Origin of the sequence: Treponema primitia ZAS-2 (assembly GCF_000214375.1) — a bacterium.
Lineage (GTDB): Bacteria > Spirochaetota > Spirochaetia > Treponematales > Breznakiellaceae > Termitinema > Termitinema primitia.
The window spans coordinates 717,590-739,589 of the sequence record NC_015578.1 but is presented as its reverse complement, the minus strand read 5'-3'; the positions used below and the strand labels follow the sequence as shown (position 1 = coordinate 739,589).

The 22,000-nt window shown below is 52.7% G+C and carries 26 protein-coding genes, 2 tRNA genes and 1 pseudogene; 15 read left to right on the top strand and 14 right to left on the bottom strand.

The genetic code is table 11. From position 1 onward, the window contains the following. Both TREPR_RS03320 and TREPR_RS03315 read right to left on the bottom strand, forming a co-directional pair. Positions 1-1,239: a hypothetical protein gene (locus TREPR_RS03320; protein ID WP_245534775.1), complete on the bottom strand. Its 1,239-nt coding sequence runs from the start codon at positions 1,237-1,239 to the stop codon at positions 1-3. A gap of 157 nt (positions 1,240-1,396) precedes the next feature. After that, positions 1,397-2,344: a hypothetical protein gene (locus tag TREPR_RS03315; RefSeq protein ID WP_015706870.1), complete on the bottom strand. Its 948-nt coding sequence runs from the start codon at positions 2,342-2,344 to the stop codon at positions 1,397-1,399. Between the two features lie 110 nt (positions 2,345-2,454). On the opposite strand from TREPR_RS03315, the gene deoC reads away from it, so the two are divergent. The 3 genes from deoC to TREPR_RS03300 all read left to right on the top strand — a co-directional run bounded on the left by deoC (position 2,455) and on the right by TREPR_RS03300 (position 4,073). Further along, a complete protein-coding gene (gene deoC / locus TREPR_RS03310; RefSeq protein ID WP_015706869.1) occupies positions 2,455-3,192 on the top strand; it encodes a deoxyribose-phosphate aldolase in 738 nt (245 codons plus the stop codon). Positions 3,193-3,390: 198 nt separating this feature from the next. Next, positions 3,391-3,741, top strand: coding sequence for a type II toxin-antitoxin system RelE/ParE family toxin (locus TREPR_RS03305; RefSeq protein WP_015706868.1), 351 nt, complete (start codon positions 3,391-3,393; stop codon positions 3,739-3,741). Continuing rightward, positions 3,738-4,073 carry a helix-turn-helix domain-containing protein gene (locus TREPR_RS03300; RefSeq protein ID WP_015706867.1) on the top strand — a complete coding sequence of 112 codons (336 nt, stop codon included), beginning with the start codon at positions 3,738-3,740 and terminating at the stop codon, positions 4,071-4,073. The genes TREPR_RS03305 and TREPR_RS03300 overlap by 4 nt, the downstream gene beginning before the upstream one ends. A gap of 52 nt (positions 4,074-4,125) precedes the next feature. On the opposite strand, the gene TREPR_RS03295 is transcribed toward TREPR_RS03300, so the two are convergent. From TREPR_RS03295 to TREPR_RS03265, 7 genes are read right to left on the bottom strand one after another with little or no spacing between them, the layout of a single operon-like run. Next, entirely contained in the window at positions 4,126-4,659 is a 534-nt protein-coding gene (locus TREPR_RS03295) for a 2-oxoacid:ferredoxin oxidoreductase subunit gamma family protein (protein WP_015706866.1), read from the bottom strand. Continuing rightward, entirely contained in the window at positions 4,659-5,438 is a 780-nt protein-coding gene (locus tag TREPR_RS03290) for a thiamine pyrophosphate-dependent enzyme (RefSeq protein WP_015706865.1), read from the bottom strand. The genes TREPR_RS03295 and TREPR_RS03290 overlap by 1 nt, the downstream gene beginning before the upstream one ends. Beyond that, on the bottom strand, positions 5,435-6,565 hold the full coding sequence (gene vorB, locus TREPR_RS03285; RefSeq protein WP_015706864.1) for a 3-methyl-2-oxobutanoate dehydrogenase subunit VorB: 1,131 nt from the start codon (positions 6,563-6,565) through the stop codon (positions 5,435-5,437). Before vorB ends, TREPR_RS03290 begins: the two co-directional genes overlap by 4 nt. Continuing rightward, positions 6,562-6,792, bottom strand: coding sequence for a 4Fe-4S dicluster domain-containing protein (locus TREPR_RS03280; RefSeq protein ID WP_015706863.1), 231 nt, complete (start codon positions 6,790-6,792; stop codon positions 6,562-6,564). Before TREPR_RS03280 ends, vorB begins: the two co-directional genes overlap by 4 nt. Before the next feature lie 13 nt (positions 6,793-6,805). After that, complete coding sequence (locus TREPR_RS03275; protein ID WP_015706862.1) at positions 6,806-7,279, bottom strand: peptidoglycan-binding protein; 474 nt, start codon at positions 7,277-7,279, stop codon at positions 6,806-6,808. Continuing rightward, positions 7,276-7,836, bottom strand: a complete 561-nt coding sequence (locus TREPR_RS03270; RefSeq protein ID WP_015706861.1) for an RNA polymerase sigma factor — start codon at positions 7,834-7,836, stop codon at positions 7,276-7,278. The genes TREPR_RS03275 and TREPR_RS03270 overlap by 4 nt, the downstream gene beginning before the upstream one ends. Next, on the bottom strand, positions 7,833-8,168 hold the full coding sequence (locus TREPR_RS03265; RefSeq protein ID WP_015706860.1) for a DUF6249 domain-containing protein: 336 nt from the start codon (positions 8,166-8,168) through the stop codon (positions 7,833-7,835). The genes TREPR_RS03270 and TREPR_RS03265 overlap by 4 nt, the downstream gene beginning before the upstream one ends. Positions 8,169-8,277: 109 nt before the next feature. Here TREPR_RS03265 and TREPR_RS03260 point away from each other — a divergent pair, with 109 nt between their 5' ends. After that, positions 8,278-9,267: a radical SAM protein gene (locus TREPR_RS03260; RefSeq protein WP_015706859.1), complete on the top strand. Its 990-nt coding sequence runs from the start codon at positions 8,278-8,280 to the stop codon at positions 9,265-9,267. A 15-nt stretch (positions 9,268-9,282) separates the two neighbouring features. On the opposite strand, the gene TREPR_RS03255 is transcribed toward TREPR_RS03260, so the two are convergent. Both TREPR_RS03255 and TREPR_RS03250 read right to left on the bottom strand, forming a co-directional pair. Next, positions 9,283-9,717: a type II toxin-antitoxin system VapC family toxin gene (locus TREPR_RS03255; RefSeq protein WP_015706858.1), complete on the bottom strand. Its 435-nt coding sequence runs from the start codon at positions 9,715-9,717 to the stop codon at positions 9,283-9,285. A 5-nt stretch (positions 9,718-9,722) separates the two neighbouring features. Continuing rightward, positions 9,723-9,983 carry a type II toxin-antitoxin system prevent-host-death family antitoxin gene (locus TREPR_RS03250; RefSeq protein ID WP_015706857.1) on the bottom strand — a complete coding sequence of 87 codons (261 nt, stop codon included), beginning with the start codon at positions 9,981-9,983 and terminating at the stop codon, positions 9,723-9,725. Positions 9,984-10,357: 374 nt separating this feature from the next. On the opposite strand from TREPR_RS03250, the pseudogene TREPR_RS18110 reads away from it, so the two are divergent. Together TREPR_RS18110 and TREPR_RS03240 are read left to right on the top strand one after the other, a co-directional pair. Next, positions 10,358-10,498: pseudogene (locus TREPR_RS18110) on the top strand (toxin-antitoxin system HicB family antitoxin); the annotation flags it as partial. 62 nt (positions 10,499-10,560) lie between these two features. Continuing rightward, on the top strand, positions 10,561-11,070 hold the full coding sequence (locus TREPR_RS03240) for a heme-binding protein (RefSeq protein WP_041611404.1): 510 nt from the start codon (positions 10,561-10,563) through the stop codon (positions 11,068-11,070). A gap of 164 nt (positions 11,071-11,234) precedes the next feature. On the opposite strand, the gene TREPR_RS03235 is transcribed toward TREPR_RS03240, so the two are convergent. Both TREPR_RS03235 and TREPR_RS03230 read right to left on the bottom strand, forming a co-directional pair. Then, positions 11,235-12,140, bottom strand: a complete 906-nt coding sequence (locus tag TREPR_RS03235; RefSeq protein ID WP_015706855.1) for a diguanylate cyclase domain-containing protein — start codon at positions 12,138-12,140, stop codon at positions 11,235-11,237. Positions 12,141-12,320: 180 nt separating this feature from the next. Further along, on the bottom strand, positions 12,321-12,860 hold the full coding sequence (locus TREPR_RS03230) for a hypothetical protein (RefSeq protein WP_015706854.1): 540 nt from the start codon (positions 12,858-12,860) through the stop codon (positions 12,321-12,323). A gap of 124 nt (positions 12,861-12,984) precedes the next feature. Between TREPR_RS03230 and TREPR_RS03225 the strand changes: the two genes are divergently transcribed. Both TREPR_RS03225 and TREPR_RS03220 read left to right on the top strand, forming a co-directional pair. Then, entirely contained in the window at positions 12,985-13,518 is a 534-nt protein-coding gene (locus tag TREPR_RS03225) for an adenine phosphoribosyltransferase (protein ID WP_015706853.1), read from the top strand. A gap of 178 nt (positions 13,519-13,696) precedes the next feature. Further along, on the top strand, positions 13,697-14,428 hold the full coding sequence (locus TREPR_RS03220; RefSeq protein WP_015706852.1) for a pirin family protein: 732 nt from the start codon (positions 13,697-13,699) through the stop codon (positions 14,426-14,428). A gap of 24 nt (positions 14,429-14,452) precedes the next feature. Here TREPR_RS03220 and TREPR_RS03215 read toward each other — a convergent pair whose 3' ends face one another. Continuing rightward, the gene (locus TREPR_RS03215; protein ID WP_015706851.1) at positions 14,453-14,950 is read right to left on the bottom strand and encodes a C40 family peptidase; all 498 of its coding nucleotides are present in this window, start codon (positions 14,948-14,950) and stop codon (positions 14,453-14,455) included. Between the two features lie 98 nt (positions 14,951-15,048). Here TREPR_RS03215 and TREPR_RS03210 point away from each other — a divergent pair. The 7 genes from TREPR_RS03210 (at position 15,049) to argS (ending at position 21,995) form a co-directional block, all read left to right on the top strand. Further along, positions 15,049-15,119 (top strand) — tRNA-Gln (locus tag TREPR_RS03210). 990 nt (positions 15,120-16,109) lie between these two features. Beyond that, a complete protein-coding gene (locus TREPR_RS03205) occupies positions 16,110-16,673 on the top strand; it encodes a Panacea domain-containing protein (RefSeq protein ID WP_015706849.1) in 564 nt (187 codons plus the stop codon). Continuing rightward, positions 16,673-17,086 carry a hypothetical protein gene (locus tag TREPR_RS03200; RefSeq protein WP_015706848.1) on the top strand — a complete coding sequence of 138 codons (414 nt, stop codon included), beginning with the start codon at positions 16,673-16,675 and terminating at the stop codon, positions 17,084-17,086. The genes TREPR_RS03205 and TREPR_RS03200 overlap by 1 nt, the downstream gene beginning before the upstream one ends. 149 nt (positions 17,087-17,235) lie before the next feature. After that, positions 17,236-17,307 (top strand) — tRNA-Glu (locus TREPR_RS03195). A 349-nt stretch (positions 17,308-17,656) separates the two neighbouring features. Continuing rightward, on the top strand, positions 17,657-19,387 hold the full coding sequence (locus tag TREPR_RS03190) for a DUF5312 family protein (RefSeq protein WP_015706847.1): 1,731 nt from the start codon (positions 17,657-17,659) through the stop codon (positions 19,385-19,387). Beyond that, positions 19,384-20,154: a peptidoglycan editing factor PgeF gene (gene pgeF, locus TREPR_RS03185; protein ID WP_015706846.1), complete on the top strand. Its 771-nt coding sequence runs from the start codon at positions 19,384-19,386 to the stop codon at positions 20,152-20,154. Before TREPR_RS03190 ends, pgeF begins: the two co-directional genes overlap by 4 nt. Positions 20,155-20,165: 11 nt before the next feature. After that, positions 20,166-21,995: an arginine--tRNA ligase gene (gene argS / locus TREPR_RS03180; protein ID WP_015706845.1), complete on the top strand. Its 1,830-nt coding sequence runs from the start codon at positions 20,166-20,168 to the stop codon at positions 21,993-21,995. Positions 21,996-22,000: the final 5 nt, after the last annotated feature.

Genomic DNA, 22,000 nt, shown 5'->3' with positions numbered 1-22,000 from the left:
TTACTCAACCCTAAAGCTTACGGACTTAGAGTAAACCACCCCGGACAGGGTCATCTTTACCATTACCTGGTGGGATGCCAGGCTAAAATTCCCGGCGGGAATGCTCAAGGAAGCATCGGTCCCACCGGCGGTAACCGGAACGCCGTCTATGTACCACAGGAAGGCCGCCCCGGCGGGATAGCCCGTTATCGTGAGGGTCAAGGGTTTCTCCCAGGAGAGGACCCCGCTTGTACCTGGGACGGAGAGGACGCCGGACTCATCCGCCGGAAGGCCGCTAAAGCTAACCTGAATGGGCTGATTGGTATCCGGGCCTTCGGTTATTTCACCAAAGCCGGGGGTAGAAGCCGTTTCGATAAATCCATAAACATCCCTCACCCTAAGGCGGAAGAAATAGTGCCTCTCCACGGGCAAGCGGTTTCTTCTTATGGACAGGGGGAAATTGATATGGTAAAAACCATCCCTCAAGCCGAAATTCCTGGATGCATCGGCCCCCACAAGGGCCCAAGCGCCGGTGGTTTCAATACCGGTCGTTTCATCATTGGTCGTTTCATCATTGGTCGTTTCATCACTGGTCGTTTCATCACCGGCCGTTTCCTCACCGGCCGTTTCATCCCAGATCAAATCGTACTCTTCAGTGAGTATGCCGTCATTTTCATGCTGAAATTCCAGGATGAGTTTTTGCATACCCCGGTGTTCGTCCGGGGCCTGCATTTTCCAGTGGGCCACTGGGGGCGTACCGATTTCCGTGCCCTTAACCGCCTCGTCCACGGCGCCGGGTATGCTTACCCAGAGGGGGGTATTGCAGACCACCATGGGCAGCTTGAAATCATTAAAGTTCCGCAGCCCGTCGGAGGTCCCCATTTTTAGGGTAAAGTTAAACTCGTCCCCCAGAGTAGCGCCGTCTATACGGATTCGAACCTTATTGTAGCCCAGGGACTTCGCCTCCAGGGTACGCCCTTGGGCCAAGGCATTCTGGTTTACCACATTGAGCATTAAATCGTAATTTAGGTAGTTTTGGAGGTTTACCTCAATATAGCTTTCCCCGGGGGCAATAATCGGCGTTCCCGAGGGACTAATGCTCCCCCCGCTTATGAACTCCCAACTTTGGCTTTCGGCCCTGCCTGTTTGGAGTTCGATAAACGCCTCGGTGGACAGGTTTAATATCTCGCATCCCGAAAGGGGCAGGAGCGCCCACAACAGGGCAATACCCCGGGGGAGAAGGGCGAGGGCTTGTTTCATTTTCCGCAAACCATGGTTACCGATATCCACTAAAATTTCTCCCGAAATACCTATATCCTCTATATATCACAAAATCAATAAAAAATACAACGTTTGGCGTTAAATTTTTGGAGGATAAGCTAGGTATATTCTGATTCCGTCATTTTCCCTGAGACTTTCACCAGAGCTTATAGCTCAGTATCGCCGCCGCCCGGTAAAAGGTCAGGTACAGGGGGTCCGAATCCTTGAGGCGACGGTCCTGATAAAAAACCGTAGCGCCCAGATCGTCCTCGTCCCCTGCGGTGTAATTGCGCCGGGTGCGGAACTGGACTATCAGGGCGGCGCTGAACTTTTCGGTGACCGTAAAGTTGAACAGGGGGCCGAAGGTCCAGCGGGGAAGCTCGTCCCCCCAGCTGCCCCGTTTTGGGGTGTCGTACAGGTAGAGATCCATCTCCGCCATGAGGCCCACGGTGTTGAGGAAGATGGGCATCTGGTAGCCCAGGAGATAATTACCGTAGTAGTTAAAGCCATTACGGTTCTGGCCATCGTCACTTTCATAATACCAGGAATCACTTGAGGAGGCCGCGGTATCGCCCTTGTACCGGGCCTCATGGTAGGTACGGAAAACCACATGGCTCCAGTCACCGGGAACCAGGGCCGCCAAGTCAAATTGGAACACCCCGCCCCCCCAGGCGCTCCAGAGGAGGCCGTTAAATGCGGAGCCTGAGACTTCGGGCTTCAAATCCGCGGCCCGCCGCCGGTTGATCCCCATACCGTACACATCCCCCCCGAAGAGATTGATGTTCCAGCCCGAGCCAATACGGCCCCCGGCCACGGCCTGCAAAAAGGCAATGGGGGTAAACACCGCCTCGGCGGACCCGTTCAGGGATATGGGAGAAACATCCGCGCCCAGGGCCAGGTTCAGGTTATTGCCCTCCGTAAGGGGGCCTTCTCCCTGAAGCAGGGGGACGCTTAGATTCCAGGTGAAGCCCAGCTTTGCCTCAGGCCTGGTGGAAGTCTGAAGGCTCAGGCCCGCGGAGTGCTCAATACCCGAATCCCCCCACAGGGGAAGAGCCGCAAAAAACAGGAGGGGAATGAAAAGGGATCTAAACCGCTTATCGATCATGGCTCTATCCTTTAAGGTATATTCCGTTACCGGAAATGAGTATATACTGTAAAAGCATACTAGGCTATTCATTTTTTTAAATTAGATTCGGATTTTTCAGGGAGTTAATCATGGGCAATGAAACGGACAAGAAAAACGGCGGAGCCGGAATCACAACGGCGGGGTTAGCTAAATTTATCGATCACACCCTGCTTAAACCGGAGGCGGATACCGCCGGCATTGATAAGCTCTGCGCCGAGGCGAAACAGTACGGGTTCTATTCGGTCTGCATCAACAGCGCCTATGTCGCCCGGTGCGCGAAAACCCTGGCAGGTTCCGAGGTCAAAGTCTGCGTCGTAGTAGGCTTCCCCCTGGGCGCCATGGGTGCCGAAGCCAAGGCCTTTGAGGCGGAATACGCCGTCAAAAACGGGGCGGACGAAATCGATATGGTAATGAACATCGGGGCCATGAAGTCCGGAGACCTTTCCCTGGTGGAAGGCGACATAGCCCAGGTCCGCAAAGCCTGCGCGGGGAACTGCGTTGCAAGTAGCGGGAAAAAGGCCCTGCTCAAGGTGATCATCGAAACCTGCCTCTTAACGGAAGCAGAAATTGTGAGCGCCTGTACCATTGCCCTGAAAGCGGGCGCTGATTTTGTAAAAACCTCCACAGGCTTTTCCACCCATGGCGCCACGGTGGAACACGTCGCCCTGATGAGGAAGACCGTGGGCGCCGCAGCCGGGGTCAAAGCCGCCGGGGGAGTCCGTACCTACGAGGACGCCCTAGCCATGATCAAAGCCGGAGCTACCAGGCTGGGAACCAGCGGGGGGATTAAGATCATCAGCGGGCAGACGATAGATTCGGGGTATTAAGGACGGAATTAAGGATCCCCCCCTCATATTATAAGTCGCTAAACTACTCACGCCCTGGTTTTTCATTCCTACCGTAAAAAAACCACAATTTTTCCCCGTCACTAAGGCAAAATAGCCTCCCCTCCCCCTTATACCCCTATAAGCCCATAAGGGATTGATAACTACGGGATAATCGTATATATTATGGGAGAAGAGGTAATGACCAGGGTTTTTGTAAGTACCGTCGATTTCGACAAGTATTGGGCGGCTTTGGGGCTCGCCGATGATGATTTGTATGCCTTACAGAATGAATTGTTAAACGATCCTGCATCGGGAGATTTGATACAACAGTCAGGAGGCGCCAGAAAAATACGGGTAGCTGCGAGGGGTCATGGCAAACGGGGCGGAGCGAGGGTTATCTACGTGGATATTTTATTTCATGAGAAAATATATTTTTTAACCGCCTACCCTAAGGATAAGAAGGATGATCTTACACCGGCAGAAAAAAAGGCTATCTCAATTCTCATAAAAACATTAAAAACCGAACTGAAAACGGGGAGGAACCGATGAATACCGATGCGTCTGTATTTGATAATTTTGAGGCAGGGAAGGCCTTGATCCATAGTCTGGAACAGGCTATTGCCTTTGAACGGGGTGATAAGACAAAAGCCCGGGTAAGTGTCCGGGAAATTCCCACCCCAAAATATGAAGCCGGGGATGTAATTCAGATACGCCAAAGGTATCAGCTGACACAGCGGGCCCTCGCCCTTGCATTGAACGTATCCCCCCGGACAGTAGAAGCCTGGGAGGCTGGAAAGAATAAACCTTCCGGGTCTTCCTCAAAGCTACTTTACTTGCTGGAAAGGGATACTACAATCATAAACCAACTGGTGTCCCGGTGATTCCGGGCGCATACTTCGCGAGTAAGCTATTCAAGGTATGATGTTCCTTCCCCTAAACCGCCCCAAACCCCGCCTGAATTGCCGCTATGTTCATGGGCAAAAATTTATGCTTATCCTCGGGAAAAAATTTTTTCAGTATAGGCTCAATCCCCTCAACATTCAAAATGCCCGTAAGCTTCGCCATGGCCCCCAGGGCAACCATGTTGGTATACCGGGAGTGGCCGATTTTTTCCGCCAGAGCCTGGAGGTCCGCAGTGAAGAGCCGTATGTCCGAACGTTTCGGCGCGTCCTTAACTAGGGACGAATTGATCAGCATGAGCCCCCCGGGCTTGAGGTTTCCTTCGCAGAGGGGGAGGGAATCGGCGTTCATCACCAATACTGAATCCGGTGTGGTCACCAGGGGGCTGTCTATCTCCTCATCGGAAACTACTACCCCGGCCCGGGCTATGCCCCCCCGCTTTTCCGCACCGTAGAAGGGGAAGAAGGTGACGTTTTTCCCTTCCTTCAAAGCGCAATAGGCCCATATCTGTCCCAGAGAGATGATCCCCTGGCCGCCGAATCCGGCAAAAAAAGATTTTTCCGTCATCAGGCAACTCCCTCTTTGCGGATCGGGGTGACCTGATCCAGGGTATTCTTGATTTCACCCAAGGGGAAGACGGGGATCATTTCCCGTTCCAGCCAGTCCATGGCGGGGACCGGCTCCATGCCCCAGTTGGTGGGACAGGGGGAGAGGACTTCCACCATGGTAAAGCCGACCCCGGCAAGCTGGGCTTCCAGGGCCTTCCTGATATACTGCTTGGTTTTTCTGACCTGGCCGGGACTGTGCACCGAACCCCGGGCTATGTACCGGGTTCCGTCAAGCTGGGCCAGGAGTTCCGATACCCTAATGGGGTAGCCCATGCCGGCGGCATCCGGGTCCCGGCCTAAGGGGGCGGTGGCCGCCTTCTGGCCTATCAGGGTGGTGGGGGCCATCTGGCCGCCGGTCATGCCGTAGATGGCGTTGTTCACAAATATGGTGGTAAATTTTTCGCCCCGGTTGGCGGCGTGGATCATCTCCGCAGTGCCGATGGCGGCCATGTCACCGTCACCCTGGTAACAGATGACCAGGTGGTCCGGCAGCACCCGCTTAATCCCCGTGGCAGCCGCAGGAGTACGGCCGTGGGGGGGCTGGACTGAGTCAAAGTCGAAGTAGAGATCCGACCAGATGGCGCAACCCACAGGATTGGTGATGATGGAACGGTCCCGCAGGCCCATCTCGTCGATAAGTTCCGTGATGATCCGGTGGATGACCCCATGGCCGCAGCCTCCGCAGTACTTGGTAGCGACATTATAAAGACTCTTAGGATGGCCGTATAACTGTTTCATGCTTTCCCCTCCAAAATTTTCTTCACCCTGGCAAAGACCTCTTCTTCAGTGGGGATGACCCCCCCGGAATGACCCAGCAAATGCACCGCTGCCCGTTTTGACCCCTCTGGCGCCTCCAGGACCGAAAGCTTTACATCCTGCACCAGCTGCCCCTCGCTCATCTCCACGGTGAGCAGGGGCTTTCCCGTGGCAGCCACTTTTCCCAGGGCTTGGTAGGGGAAGGGCCAGAGGGTGATGGGCCGGAAAAGGCCGAGCTTGATCCCCTCCTTTTCGGCAAGTTTCTTTGCCCCCTGGGCAATACGGGCGCTGGACCCGTAGGCCACCAGGGTCAGGTCCGGCCCTTCCCCGGTAAATTCATTGCAAGCGGTTTTATAGCCCACCGCCTCAAACCGGAGTTCCTTTTTTTCAATTTCCGCATACCGGGCAAACCGGACCTTATTCCGGGCCTCCAGTTCCTCCGGGACCAGAAAGATTGAGGTGATATGTACGGCGTCTCCCCCGGCTTTGCCGGTCCGTTCCGGCAAATGCCCGGCGGTCCAGTCCCGTTTGGGCAGATCTTTCAATGACCGTTCCGGGGGCAAGAGCACCCCTTCCATCATCTGGCCGATCAGGCCGTCCGCCAGGACTATCACGGGTATACGGTATTTGTCTGCCAGATCAAAGGCCTGGTAGGTAAAGTCCGCACATTCCTGGACGCTTTTGGGGGCCAGGACGATGTTGCGGTAGTCCCCGTGGCCACCCCCCCGGGTGGACTGGAAGTAATCGCTCTGGGCGGGGGCTATGGAGCCCAGCCCGGGACCGCCCCGGACCACATTGACCAGTACCAGGGGGACATCGGCGCCGGCGGCATAGGACATCCCCTCCTGCTTCAGGCTGACCCCGGGGCTGGACGAGCTGGTCATGGCCCTGGCGCCCGCACAGGAAGCGCCGTACACCATGTTTATCGCCGCGACCTCGCTTTCCGCCTGGATAAAGATCCGGTCCCGCTCAAGCATATTTTTCGCCATGTAGGCGGTAATTTCACTCTGGGGGGTAATGGGATAGCCAAAATAGGCGGTACACCCCGCCCGGATCGCCGCCTCGGCAATGGCCTCGTTCCCCTTCATCAAAACTTCTTCGCTGCTCATGCCGAGGCCTCCCCCAGTTCAAACACCTGGATGCACACATCGGGACACATCTCATAACAGTTCCCGCAGGCAATACAGTCTTCCGGGCGGACCGGAACCGAGGGGTAGGACCCCCCGGAATTAATTTTATTGTCCTTCTCCAGCACTTTTGACGGACAGGCCCGGATACACAAATAACATCCTTTACACAATTCCCGGTCAATAACGACCTTACCTTTTCTCGCCATCTATACCCTCTCTCTAATGCATATTGAAACGATCTGTAAGCTCTTTCAAGTGGCTGCCGATAAAAATTGCGCCATAAGCGGTAACTATCGCCCCGATGGTGATCCCCACCGGGAGCAGCAGGGAAGATTGCCAGTCGTAGGACGGTTTGAGGAAGTCCATGCCCAAAAATACCGTGGAAAGGGTCAGGAGTATCACCAGGCCGGTGATCACCCAGCTCCGGAAGGAAACCCCCGCAACGCCGTAGTACTCCTCTTCAGGGACCTCCTCTATCTGCGCAAGTTGCGCCATAATAGCGTCCTCCAGGGAAGGCGACGGAGGAAAAAAGCTTTCCCCCAGCAGACCCCGGGCGATTTGTAATTTTTCAAATTCCCGGCTGCACCGGGGGCAGAAGAAGAAGTGAATCTGCATCCTCAGTTGGGTTACCAAAGGCGGATTTTCCCCGCCATCTGCTTCATACACCCTGTCCATTACCTCATGGCAAGTCATTCAATGCCTCCATCGGCTATATCTTCCAGTTTTTCCCGAAGCAGTTTTTTTGCCCGGAACACATGGGACTTAATAGTATTAACCGGAAACCCGGTAATAGCTTCAATTTCCTGATAGGACCGGTCGTAAAAAAAGAACAGATCCACACAGATACGGTAACGCTCGGGAAGATCCCCTATAGCCTCCCGCACCGCTTCAATTGCGGCGGAACGGATAAGTTCCCGGTCCGGGGTTTCCGGATCAACCAGCCGCTCCTCTTCAGCCAGGCTGGCGTACTCTTTCCGGCGCTGCACCCCATTCACCGCCGTATTGTAGGCGATCCGGTACAGCCAGGTTGAAAAACGGGCCCCCCCCTGGAACCGGCTCAGACTGCGGAAGGTTTTTAGAAAAACCTCCTGGGTAAAATCCGCCGCATCCTCGCTGTTCCGCAAAAAACTCATCCCCATCCCGTAAACTGCCCGCTCATGGCGCTGTACCAAAAAACGGAATAACTCCTTTTCCCCGGAAAGGATCTGCGTAACCAAAAGCTGATCCTCATCATCGCTCCCAGGGGTCACGGTTTCCTATCGTGCCGCCGTATCCCGTGATAAATCAGCAGACCGATGCCGATAGACAGCGGGATAATCCCCCCCAAAAGACCATAACCGGCCCCCTTGGCGATGGCGAGGAATACCGTTAAGCTTATCCCCACGGTGACCAACAGAAGCCCGGTAAGAAGACTGAAGGCAAAAAGGTCAAAATCAGCCCGGGTATACTGACCGGCTTTGATAAGCAGGGTTTTTCGTTTATGGTTCCAGAGGAGATAGAAAAACACGACCACCGAGCCCATAACTATCCCCACTATGGGAATAATGGCGATGATAACTTCCGCTGCGGAGCCCCTATTCATTGCAATAACTCCTTACAAGTGTTGAAATCCCCTTTAGTATACCCCGTACGCTTTAAGAAGTCTATCTTTAGACACCCCGCAAGGGGAATGGTTGCGCGAGTGGCGTCCCATGGCTGATTCCACCGGGCCCGGCCCCTACAGGCTCGATTCGTGCGAGCTCTGTCCCCGGCGCTGCGGGGCAGACCGGGTTTCAGGCAGCCGGGGCTTCTGCGGGGAAAGCGCGGAAATCCGCATCGCCGCCGCCTCCATCCATCGTGGGGAAGAGCCCCCCATTACCGGGCAAGGTGGATCAGGGACCATCTTTTTTACCGGCTGCACCCTGGGCTGCTCCTTTTGCCAAAACCACCAGATTTCCCATGCCGGCATGGGCCGTATAGTGGATGAGACAGAATTTGTCCGTATATGCCTGGCCCTCCAGGAACGGGGCGCGGAGAACATCAATCTAGTAACCGGAAGCCACCATGCCCCCGGCATAGCCCGGTTTCTCAGGACCGCCCGCAAACAGGGGCTGAACATCCCCCTACTCTGGAATTCCTCCGCCTATGAGGGGCCGGAAGCTCTGTCCCCCCTGGAAAACTTGATCGACGTGTACCTCCCGGACCTGAAAACCCTGGATGCCGCTGTATCCGCCCGGTTTTTTAAAGCCCCGGACTACCCGGAAGCAGCAGAACAGGCGATTTTGCGTATGCTGGAATACCGGGGGGAGCTTCGATGGGAGGATCGGGGTACGGAAACGCCGGTCCTGGTTTCCGGGGTGATGATCCGACACCTGGTCCTGCCGGGCTACCTGGCATCCACCCGGCGGGTCCTCCAATGGTTTGCGGAACATTGCCAGGGCCGGGCCCTGCTGTCCCTGATGACCCAATACACCCCGGTAGGTCCGGACCCGTCGAAGCGTCCCGATGGCTATGTGGGCCAGGACGAATATGGGCAAATTTTGGAATGGCTTGAGGAATACGGCATTGAGGACGGATTTTGCCAGGAGCTGGTTCCCGACGATAGCTGGCTCCCGGATTTTAAGCGGGCCAATCCCTTTTCGTCGGAACTTTCCGAGCCGGTCTGGCACTGGGGGGAGGGGTTTATTCGGCGGCCTTCATAGGCGGCGGGTGCCGTTTTAGTGCTGCGCTCCAGGAGCTTGGGATACTACATCATATAATTGGGATGGTAACAGAACGGGTATATCGGCATTTTCGTAATCCTGAGGGTTTCTGGTGATAATACAATCGAAGCCGTTTTCTTTGGCGGTGGCATATTGGACAGCATCCTCAAAATCCCTCCAGTGTAATGCAAGGGCATTAATGATAGCGGTTTCTGAAACTAAGGCTATTGAAAAAATACGGGTTAGATCTTCAACCAGGATGTATGCGTCATCAATGTCCTTAAGGTCTTTTCGGACAATGTAAAATATATCTGTCATGGCGGAAGCCGATACCCAGCCTGAGATTTTGCCGATTTCCGAGGATTTGAATACCTCCAGGGAATCGGCGTAAAAGGCAGAACGTTCCAAGAGAACGTCTAAGACTACATTAGTATCAACCAGTACGTTCATAAAGATTATTCGTATTTGCTTAAACGCTCAGCCCTGATTTCATCAAGGGATATGTTTTTACTCGACAGGGCGCCGAGGAGCCGATTGGATATGGGGGTCGCCAGGGCCTCCTGTTTTATTGTGGCCGATTCTTTTTTTTGTTCCTTATTTGGGACAATTTTTATATAGGGTTCGCCTTTCCGGCTGATCAGGATTTCGCTTGCGGTATCTTCGGGCAGATATTTTTGCACATTCCGGGAAAAATCGGCAAGAGATACTGTAATCATGAAAACTCCTCCATTTCTACTATATCCCCGAATTCTAACCGGATCAACCCTTTTTCGCCGGAGCTTTCTGAACCGGTCTGGCACTGGCGGGAGGGGTTTATTCGCAAGCGGGTTTAATACCCAAGAAGGGGCTTACTCGGGGGAACTTTAGGACGGTTTCAATCCGGTAAAACTTGGATTGTAGGGGTATTAAACCCGCATACAATCCATACCTTACAGAACAACATACCTCGTTGCTCTGCAGCGGGGTATGTTGATTGACACCGGTAGCAAAATAAAGCACTATTTGAGTATAAATTCCAAGCAGAAGATTCCTTGAAAATGCGGGGGTTACAAAATGATGGAATACAAAGGCTATTTAGGAACCGGAGAAGCCATACTCGGGTAAATTTAATCTGCGCTTATCCCCGGAATTGCATAAAGAGGTAGCCATACGGGCAAAAAAATTGAAAATGTCCATAAATAGCTTTGTGGAAAAAGCAATTTCCGATGAGATTGCAATTATGCATAATTAGTGTCTGTCCATAAAGCCGGTTGGTTTTTGGAGATGCCGGTGAAAAATTTACAGGAGGAATTTATGAAGCTAAGTATAGACGAAGGGATTGCCATTGTGAAAAAACAGGAAGAGCTGATCCAGTTTTCCCATTTTAACCGGAAGGATGTTTGGGACCTGGGGACTTTTTTTGTAGAGGAGATATTTGCCAAAAACTACACCCTGGCCTTCAGTATTCGTATGTTCAGTGGGTTGATTGCCTTTCAATACTTCACCGAAGGCACGAACCTTAACAATAACCACTGGATGACCCGCAAATTTAATCTGGTCCAGAATAAAGAAGCCAGCAGCCTTCTTACCAAGCTTGTTTGGGAAAAGAACAATGAACCCCTGGAGGCTCAGGGAATGGAATCGACAGAATATGTAACCTGCGGAGGCGGATTTCCTATCACAATCCGGGGCACCGGCCCGGTAGCTGTAGCCCTGGTTTCGGGGCTCCCCCATTTACAGGACCATGATATTTTAGTTGATGGCCTCAGCCGTTTTCTGGGAATTGCGGATGTTCCCAGGATTCCCCTGGATGCGGGATTATAGCACTGAGCTTGGTATCGTATTGGCGGTAATGGCATTGCAAAGCAACCGATGCATAATAAGTAAAGCTCCTTAATCGAAAAGGTGACAGTCACCTGAATGGTGTTGCGTCTTTTGCTCCCGGCTATATACGGCGCAAGAGAGTTATACCACCTTTTGGCAGGAGCCTATTCCGCGCAAACCCGGTTCCGGCCGGTATTTTTTGCGGTGTAGAGCCGCCCGTCCGCAGTGGAAAGGAATTCCTCTACCTTGTGGGTATCGTCAGGTACCAAGGACACTGCCCCTATGCTGATAGTGGCGGTGGTGATAGTTTTCCCGTCCGCAGTAGGCACCCGGGCAGCCTCCACGGCGGAACGGATCTTTTCGGCAACCACCAAGGCCGCTTTCATGTCCGTATCCGGGAGCAGTATCCCGAATTCCTCACCCCCCAGCCGGGCGGCCAGGTCGGTGGATCGTTTGGCGGCGGCCTTGAATATACCGGCGATGGTCTTGAGCAGGGTATCGCCCTGGGGATGGCCGTAGGTATCGTTGTAGGTTTTAAATTTATCCACATCCATCATGAGGAAGGAGATGGGCTTCTTTTCCCGGACCGCCCGCCGCCATTCCAGGGCAATGCGGTCGTCAAAGCAGCGCCGGTTGGGGATATTGGTGAGCCCGTCGATGAGCCCCAACTGTTCAATGGTGCGGATCTGGCGGACTATCTGGCTATGGGTGCGGACCCGGGCCTGGACGATGGCGTTTTTAAAGGGTTTGGTAATATAGTCCACCGCACCCAGGCGGAAGCCCTTCTCTTCGTCCGCCTCATCACTGAGCCCGGTGATAAAGATCACCGGTATCTGCATGGTTTCACTGGACTGTTTCAGGGCCACAAGCGTCTCAAAGCCGCTGATATCCGGCATGAGAACATCCAGCAATATCAGGTCCGGCCTGTCTGCGGCAGCCCGTTCCAGCCCTTCTTTGCCGGACTTGGCGGTCAAAACCGTGTATTCCGACGAAAGAATCTGGTTCAGCACCATCAGGTTAGATGTTTCATCATCGATAATCAAAAGGCGAAATTCCGGGTCGCTTTCCATGAGAGGGCTCCTTTTTTTATCAGGATTACACTAAATGGGATTCTGGTCAAGATAGGATTCTTTTACCCTCTGTATCCTAAAAAGTAGGGTCACCGTCCCCCATGTTTCGCAAGCCATTGTTCCCATTCGGGGACAGACAGTAACAGTGCAGGAAGCCTGTTTAGTGGGTTAAGCCATTCCTTACAGTCCTGTCGAAGTTGCCCGCATTTTAGTTTCCCGGTTGTTGATTATTTTTCCGATATAGTTTGAAATTACATTCTCTATCACTATTAGTATTCCCAATAATAATATGATTGAACATTCAGAAACAATCTTTTTATCCTCCAATATTTTTGCAATGATGTTTATGGTTTTATATATCACTATTGTTGAAATTATTAGCAGCATATAATTTATAATTGTAAACCCCGTCGTTTGTATTTTTATTATTGACGATAATAACCCTGTTATATTTGAAAATAGTATAATAAACACTACGACAACGCCTAAAAATATTGACGGCCAACTATCTATATAAAATTCCGTAAAATATTTTTCGTAAAATAAGTATATAATTGCAGATGCTATTAACAATACACTGTTTATGCAAATGTTTTTTAGTATCATACTTAAATCTTTTTGTCCTGTTTCTTTTCCGGTACGGTATGGCGCGAGTTCTTTTTCAAATTCGTCAATTCCGCCTCCTTGGCTCCTGCAATTTTCTCTACAATGAAATGCCATCGCCCGAAACAGCATTGAAGGCGAAATATTGACACTCCCCTCTATAAAAAGGTAAACTAAACACTCTGGGTGACCGGGATACTGGGGACCCGTACAGGTTCTCACAAAAAGGTGGTTTGATAATATGAAAGAACAATTAAATCTTGACGATTATATCAGGAAAGTCCCGAATTTTCCCAAGAAAGGGGTCCTTTTTTACGATATAACCAGTATTTTAGCGGAACCAAAGGCCTTTGGCTACTGTATTGATTCGATGATGGAGATTTACAGCGGCAAAAACATCGATGCCGTGGCGGCCATAGAGGCCCGGGGCTTCCTTTTTGCCGCCCCCTTCGCCATCCGCATGGGAATCCCCCTGATCCTGATCCGGAAAAAGGGTAAACTCCCGGGCAAAACCCTGTCCAAAAAATATTCCCTGGAATACGCGGAAGCGGAAATCGAGATCCACGGCGAAGATGTCCCCCAGGGCAAACGGATACTCCTCCTGGACGACCTCATCGCCACCGGTGGTACCCTCAACGCCTCCCGGGAACTGATCAACGCCGCCGGCGCCGAGGTCCCGGAGATCTTCGGCGTGCTAGGCCTGCCTTTCCTGAACTACGAGAAGGCCCTGGCGCCTACGCCGGTGCGGACCTTGATAAACTACGATTCGGAGTAGAGATTCGGCAATACTATGAAAGAGAAAAAGAAACGCTTTTGATTCAGACAGATGCGAAAAACCTGATCAAGCGTCATCCGCAAAAAAACGCAAAACTTGACCCCCTATACTATAATTTATTATATTATACAAAATAGTATTAAACACCAACAGATTTTAAAAAACAGGAGGATTCATCATGCTGCGTTATATCGATCATGCAAAAATGGGGCGGGGCATTCATGGCTGGCTGGACAGTCACTTTCATTTTTCGTTTGCCGAGTATTATAACCCAGAAAACATTCAGTTTGGAATTTTACGGGTTATAAATGACGACATGGTAGAATCCCAAATGGGCTTTGATACCCACCCCCATGAGAACATGGAAATTATTTCCTATGTTGTTGACGGGGAGCTGACCCACGGGGACAGTATGGGAAACAAGCAAACTCTGACCCGGGGACAGGTGCAGTATATGAGCGCGGGAACCGGGGTGCAGCACAGCGAATACAACCTGGGCAAAGAGGGCCTGCGCTTTTTGCAGATATGGATTTTCCCAGACAAGACCGGGTACAAGCCCAATTATGGGGATTACCGGTTTACTTTTGAGGACAGGCGCGACAAATGGCTGCCTATTGCGTCCAGTACGAATAACGAAAAGAGTAAAGCACCTATCAGGATTCATGCGGATATTAATGCCTATGCAACAATTGTATCAAAGGGAAAGAGCCTTGAGTTTGAAGTTGCAAAAAACCGGCAGGCCTATCTTGTTTTGATAGAGGGCAGTGCAAAGGTGAATGATCTGCAATTGTCCAAACGCGATGCGGTAGAAATTACTGAAGAAAACATAACTCTTCATGCCGGGGAAGATGCTCAACTTGCAACGGAGTTTCCCGCGCACGCGATTATTATTGAGATGGCGAAAGGGTAAACACCATTGTCTGAAGCAGTTATGCTAGGGCAGAGCCCGGCCTGCCCCGGCATAACTGCGGGACCAGAAGCCCTCGTTCAGATGGGAATACATCACCCCTGTTTTGGGGCCATCCGAAGCGGAGTGGAAAAACCAGCCCTCCCCGATATAGATCCCCACATGGAATATATGCCCGTCCCGCTTAAAAAAAACCAAATCCCCGGGCTGGATATCCGCTTTTTCCACACGCTCCGTCCAATGGTACAGATCCTCCGAACGCCGGGGAACCTCAACCTTGAGGCTATCCCGAAAGCTCAAGAACACCAGCCCCGAACAATCCAGTCCCTGCCGGCTCATACCGCCATATCTATAGGGAACACCCCGGTATTTTTGCGCCGCCTCAATAAGCCTTGCCCGGGCGTCAGCATCTGAGACCGCCGCCAGCGGAATTTCCGCAAAAAGCCGAAACAGTGGAAAAATCAGAAAAACCCCGCAAAAAAACCAGCCCCAAGAGAAAAACCTTGAAGTTTCCGCATGGATCATACCAGCCTCCGGCACTATTTTTAGTATATCACAGAACAAAACGGTACTTGACAAAAAACCGTCTAACTTATACTATCTTATCGGTAATTTAAACTCATTCCCCGGTTGTGTAATGGTAGCACGGTAGACTCTGGATCTGCTCGTGGGGGTTCGAATCCTCCCTGGGGAAAAAAAATCGAATAGTTACATCTAAATCCTCATTTGGTAAAAAAATCTTAAAATCAGAACAAATCGAGGATTCGAACGGGTTTTTGCGGCCCGCAGAAGCGAAGCTTCGGAGGGCAAACCGCCATGGAGGGCGGTTTAGCAAAAACCCCGCCTGGAGGGAGGCAACAGGACGTTGCCGACCGGAAGGTCGAATCCTCCCTGGGGAAAAAATCAAATAAGTACGGCTGAATCCTCATTTGGTTAAAAATCGTAAAATCAGAACAAAATTGAGGATTCGAACGGGTTTTTGCGGCCCGCAGAAGCGCAAGCTTCGGAGGGCAAACCGCCATGGAGGGCGGTTTAGCAAAAACCCCGGCCTGGAGGGAGGCAACAGGACGTTGCCGACCGGAAGGTCGAATCCTCCCTGGGGAAAAAAATCAAATAAGTACGGCTGAATCCTCATTTGGTTAAAAATCGTAAAATCAGAACAAAATTGAGGATTCGAACGGGTTTTTGCGGGCCCGGAGAAGCGAAGCTTCGGAGGGCAAACCGCCATGGAGGGCGGTTTAGCAAAAACCCCGGCCTGGAAAGGTGAGGCAGGATGCCGAACCTTGGAAGGTCGAATCCTCCCTGGGGAAAAAAATCAAATAAGTACGACTGATTCCTCATTTGGTAAAAAAATCTTAAATTCAGAACAAAATTGAGGATTCGAACGGGTTTTTGCGGCCCGCAGAAGCGCAAGCTTCGGAGGGCAAACCGCCAGGAGGGCGGGTTTAGCAAAAACCCCGCCTGGAAAGGTGAGGCAGGATGCCGAACCTTGGAAGGTCGAATCCTCCCTTATCCTGTTTTACAAAGCGGGTTTTTTGCGCTTGATCTTTCCCCAAATTGTGGTAAAATGTGATATATTTTAAGTAAGGTGTGTTACTTAAAGAGTTTTGTATCATGGGGTGGTTTTAGGCCGCCTAAAATGGCTGATTGCCAGCTTTGAGCTGGCGGTAAATTAAGGGATGCCATGAATATCGAGAGGCTTGTCCAGGCGACAGGATACCTTCTAAAAAAATACGATAATAGACGGCTCAATTATACCAAGCTCATAAAAGAGTTGTATCTGGCGGATCGGGCATCTATACACGAAACTAATTCCTCTATCACCGGGGATACCTATGTAAGCATGAAAAATGGCCCCGTATTGCGTAAACTCTATGAGCTTATCAAAGGAAAAAGCTGGGGCGCTAAAAATCAGGAGTATTGGGATTCCCGGTTTTCCACCGATGGAAATGAACTACTCGCAAATTTTGATCAATATCCCGAAGGAAAGCTCTCAAGAGCTGAAAAAGAAATCCTCGATAAGATTGACGGGCAATTCCACCAGAGCCGGTACGGGGAATTAATTGAATATGCACATGCACACTGCCCTGAATGGCACAACCCTGGCGACACTTCGGAGCCTATCAGCCTTGAGGATATTCTCAGCGCCCTGGGCCGTACCCCGGAACAAATTGAATGGATTCTGGAAGAAAATAAGGTGTTTGAAGAGGAAGATAGTATCTTTGCCTCCCTTGTTACAGAGAAATAATGGCAAAGGGCCAGTCATTCCTTAGCGAAGAAGAACCAACATCAAAAGGCCTTACCAGACACCTGAATGTCATCATCACCGAGCCAACCGAAGATATGAACTATCTGGTCGTTCCGATAACAAGCTACCGGGAAGATACCAATGGAAACCCCATTCCGGGACAGGACGATAGCTGCATTCTCAAAGCGGGAAGCCACCCTTTTCTCAAACATAAATCGTATGTCCGGTACAAGAACGCCCGTCAGATGAGCGCAGTTGAAATACTTGTCGGTATCCAAAAGGGGCTGCTCATCAGGAAAGAGGACATGAACCCGAGGATCATTCAAGAAATGCAACGGGGCGCGGAGGATTCTCCCCATCTGCCTGAAGAATTAAGGTATTTCTTTAAGTTTTTCCTTCAAGGCGGTGAATGATCTTTCTAAAAAATATTACACGAAGGCCGTAGACCGCAACCCCAAATTTGAGGATGTGTTAGGAGGATTCCGGTGGAAGCCCCTGAGAAAGGGGTAGACCAAGAGGTGGCAAATATGATAAATAAAGACAAGATAGCGTTTTACGCTCCGGCCCCTTCGTCTAACGGTTAGGACAAAAGATTCTCAATCTTTAAACAGGAGTTCGATTCTCCTAGGGGCTAGAAAAAAGTATTACATAAAAAAAATTTCCCTAGGAGAATCGAACTCGGTTTGACCCGCTGACCGAAGGGAAGAAAAGGGGCCATGGATGGCCCCGCCAGGGTCAAACCGCGGGCTGGAAGGAGGCAACAGGATGTTGCCGACTGGAAGCTTCGATTCTCCTAGGGGCTAGAAAAAAGTATTACATAAAAAAAATTTCCCTAGGAGAATCGAACTCGGTTTGACCCGCTGACCGAAGGGAAGAAAAGGGGCCATGGATGGCCCCGTCAGGGTCAAACCGCGGGCTGGAAGCTTTCCCAGCTTCCCCCCCTCTCGTTGACCGATCCCCCGGTACACCATATAGTTATATAGATGGAAGACCCCGAAGTTTTTAACCGCCTTGCCTCAGAACTTTCCATGGATGACCGGAAAAGCCTCCTGGAAAAACTCGGCGCACACTCAGGGATATCCAATCAGCCAATGTATGATGACGAGGAGAGCCCGAAGGCTGGGGACGAGGTACCCCAAGCCCCGGGTCAGGGGCTTGCAAAGGAGTACGAGGCAGCATCCTGGCTTACCCGACTTGTCCTGTGGATCATTGGGCTTTTCACGGGGAAAAGCTCCCGCCAGGTATTCATAGACCGGCAGGTCGCCCAGTTGGGGCGGAGTATTGAGGAACAGTCCCCGGGGCTCTACGATTTTGAACATGACCAGCTGCTTCCGAATTTTCACCAGGAACTGAGCAAGCTCAAGGAAAGCGCCCGGTTTTTCTATGATGCCCTGGATATGAGCGTGAACCGGGATAAGGGGGCCTTTTATGTATTCCTGGCCTCACTGGAAATGGATGATATCCACCGCCGGCTGCTGGAGGAAACGGATCCCAAAAAAATCGCGGAGCAGCACACGGGCTTAAACGAATCGGCCCTGCGGCAATTGGGGGTGGAGGCCATGGAATCTTGTATCGCCACTATCGGGGATGATCGGCGGACGGTGATGTACTACAATGCCCGGACCTTGAGCTTCCTCAGGGAGCTGTCCTCCTTCCTCTTTGACCGGCTCCTGGGGTCCTTTGCCCACCAGCCTGCCAAACTGGGCAAGGTCTGTTCCGCCCATCTGGTGAACAATTACCTCCGGAGTCTGAACAACATTCTCTTTTCCCTGAAAGAGACTCCCCCCATGACCCTGCTGGAGTCCCTCTTCATTTTTATCCTCCAGGATCGCGCGGAAGCCCCGGACTTCAATATGGAGGAAGAGATGAAGGCCCTCCTCTCCCAGGCTGAAAAAGCTTTATTGAATATACGCCACTTCAATAAAACGGTGCCCCTCACCAAAATACTCCGCTGCGCGGAACGGGACATGAGCCTTCTTCCCATGGCCCTGAGCGGCGGCGAAGACTGGTTCAGCCTGTACAAGGAGTACTGGAAACAGACCGTAGAAAAACGCATTACCGATTATACCCGCAATCACCGCAGTCAGGAACTGCTGGATGCCCTCACCGCTTTTTTTAGCGGCGCAAAGATGAAAACCCTCGCCGGGGCTGAATCGGTTCTCAACCCCGTGGGGATTCCCCTCAAGGGGGCCTTCTGCCTTTCCTTCCTGGCGACCTTTTATTCAACAATATTTATGAAGGAACTGAACCTGGTTCTCCGGCCCATCCTGATCGACGGGGAATTCTTCAAAAAGGAAAACCTCGCCGAATTCACCGAAAGCTACAACGAAATATTCAACCTGGGCGATGCGATCCGCCTCTTCGAGGGGGACATCTCCAATGCCGGGGAGCTGGGGAAACGCTACACCCAGGCAAAGCTTGAGGTGTCCTCTCTTACGGCCAAGCGGCACAAGGTCCAGCTCGCGGTGGACGAAGCTTCTGACGAAGCGAAGCGGATTATCGACCGGATGCGGAGTGCCATGACCCTCATGAAAAAGGTCCTCAAGGGCTTGCTGACCAAATCCCCGGACGGCAAATTCGACACCCTGACCAATCTGGCGGAAATGTCCGGAAAAACCGACACCTTTACTAACGGCATCAGCGCCACCATTAATAGACTGAACGAAACCCTTGCATTTATGGCCAAAATTGATACCCTGGAGGCAGGAAGATGACAGCAAAACTGTACCCCTTCACATTAAATTTCGATACCAGCCCTAACCAAGCCCGGTTCCCCCTGATGATGGAGGGCGAAGAATTGGGGGAAATCAGCTGCGCCCTTTCTTCCCGTTCCGCCGGAGATATGGTATATTCGGAAGAAGGCAACCCCAACCGGGACCGTTTCTTTTCGGCCCTGGGCCTGGACCCGGAAAAAGTCAAAAGCTGCACCCAGGTCCACTCACGGGATGTCATCGTGGCGGACCGGCGCAGCGCCGGCTTTCCCGAGGCGGACGGCATGGTAAGCCGTGATCGGGAAATCGCCCTTTCGGTGACCGTGGCGGACTGCCTCCCGGTGTATCTGTACGATACCGGGACCGGCGCCTTTGCCCTGGTCCATTCGGGCTGGAAGGGTACGGGGATAGCCCTTTCCGCCCTGTCCCTGATGACCGAGCGCTGGTGGACCCGGCCCGAAGACGTGGCGGCCCTGCTGGGTCCCTGCATTCGCTCCTGCTGTTACCAGGTGGACGAAGAGCGGGCCGCAGCATTTGAGGCGGAATTCGGCGGGCCGGATGGGGACTATCCCCTGGGGCCGGTGGTGCTGCGGAATGGGGACAAGCCGAGCCTGGACCTCCAGGCCGCCAATGCCCGGCTCCTGGCAAACGCGGGGGTACGGAACATTGCTTACTGTGAAAATTGCACCTTTACGGACCAACGGCTGGGCTCCTTCCGCCGGGAAGGAAACGCCTATACCCGGATGTCCGGGGTGATGGGATTTTTTTAAAGAGGGAAACTATGGATAAGGCAAGAGACGCATGGAAAGCTCGGATAGCCCGGGCTGTGGAAAAAATAGCGAAAGAAGCCGGAGCAGAGCTTCACATTGATCCTGCCCAGGTGATCGCCGAGATACCCCCAAAACCGGAACTGGGGGACCTGGGTTTCCCCATGTTCAGCTACGCAAAAATACTGCGCAAAGGCCCGCCCCAGATAGCCCAATTGGTCTGCGCCGTATTAGCCGGGGAGGATAGCGATTCCAACAGCAATACTGTCAGCGCCGCCGGGACCTTCGCCGCCGGGACCTTCGCCGCCGAGGGCCCCTATGTGAACGTGCGGCTGGACCGCGCCTCGGTTACCGCAGCGGTCCTGTCGGAGCTTGCGGATGAAAGATCCCCGGTGGGCCGCCCGGGCTCTCTGACCGGTTCCCGCATCATGGTGGAGTTTTCCAGCCCCAACACCAACAAGCCCCTTCACCTGGGCCACCTCCGGAACGACATCCTGGGTGAAAGCGTCTCCCGGATCCTCGCCGCCTGCGGGGCCGAGGTCCGCAAGGTCTGCATCATCAACGATCGGGGCATCCACATCTGCAAATCCATGCTTGCCTATAAAGAACACGGCCAAGGCAAGACACCGGAGTCCGAGGGTATCAAAAGCGATCACTTTGTGGGGAACTGGTACGTGAAATACCATCAGATGTCCCAGGAGGACAAAGGCGCCGAGGGCCGGGCCCAGGAACTGCTCCGCCAATGGGAAGCCGGGGACCCGGAAACGGTGGAACTCTGGAAAACCATGAACCGCTGGACCGTGGAGGGCATGAAGGCCACTTATGAACGCACCGGCGTTTCCTTTGACCAGTATTACTACGAAAGCCAGACCTATCTCCTGGGCAAAGATGAAGTTTACAAAGGCCTTGAGAAAGGTATTTTTTACAAGGAGCCTGACGGCGCAGTTGCAGTAGACCTGAGCGCAGAAAAACTGGACAAAAAAATACTCCTCCGCAAGGACGGCACCTCAATCTACATCACCCAGGACTTCGGCACCGCCATTTTCCGGCACAACGACTGGCCCTTTAACCGGCTGATCTACGTGGTAGGGTCCGAGCAGCAGTATCACTTTCAGGTCCTCTTCGCAATCCTGAAAAAAATGGGCTACCAGTGGGCGGAGAACCTCTACCACCTTTCCTACGGCATGGTAAACCTCCCGGAAGGAAAGATGAAGAGCCGCGAAGGTACCGTGGTAGACGCCGACGACCTCATCGATAGCCTCCGGGACCTGGCCCTGGAAGAAATCCGCAGCAAAGACCGGGAAGAGGCGGTGGGCAATTCCGCCGAAGTGGCGGAAAAAATCGCCCTGGGCGCCCTCCACTACTACCTGCTCCAGGTAACCCCCGCCAAGGATATGCTCTTTGACCCCAAGGAATCCCTGTCCTTTAACGGCAACACCGGCCCCTACCTCCAGTACATGGGCGCCCGCATCTCCTCAATGCTCCGCAAAGACAGGGAACGCGCGGCGGACAACAGTACTGCTGCGGGCAAGACCGATGGTAATGCCGGCGGCACCGTCAAGCCGGAACTGCTCAGCACCGATGCTGAGTGGGAGCTGATCAAGGCCCTCTCCGCCTATCCCCAGGCAGTAGCCGAAGCGGCGGCCCGAATGGACCCGGCGATTCTGGCGGCCTACCTCTACGAGCTATCCAAGGGCTTCAGCCGCTTCTACCACGACTGCCCCATCCTCAACGCCGCCACCCCGGATCTGGCCGCCGGGCGGCTGGCATTGAGCCGGGGGGTGCTGCGGGTGCTGCGGGATGCCCTTGAGCTCATCGGGATACCCTTTCTGGAAGCCATGTAAGGCCC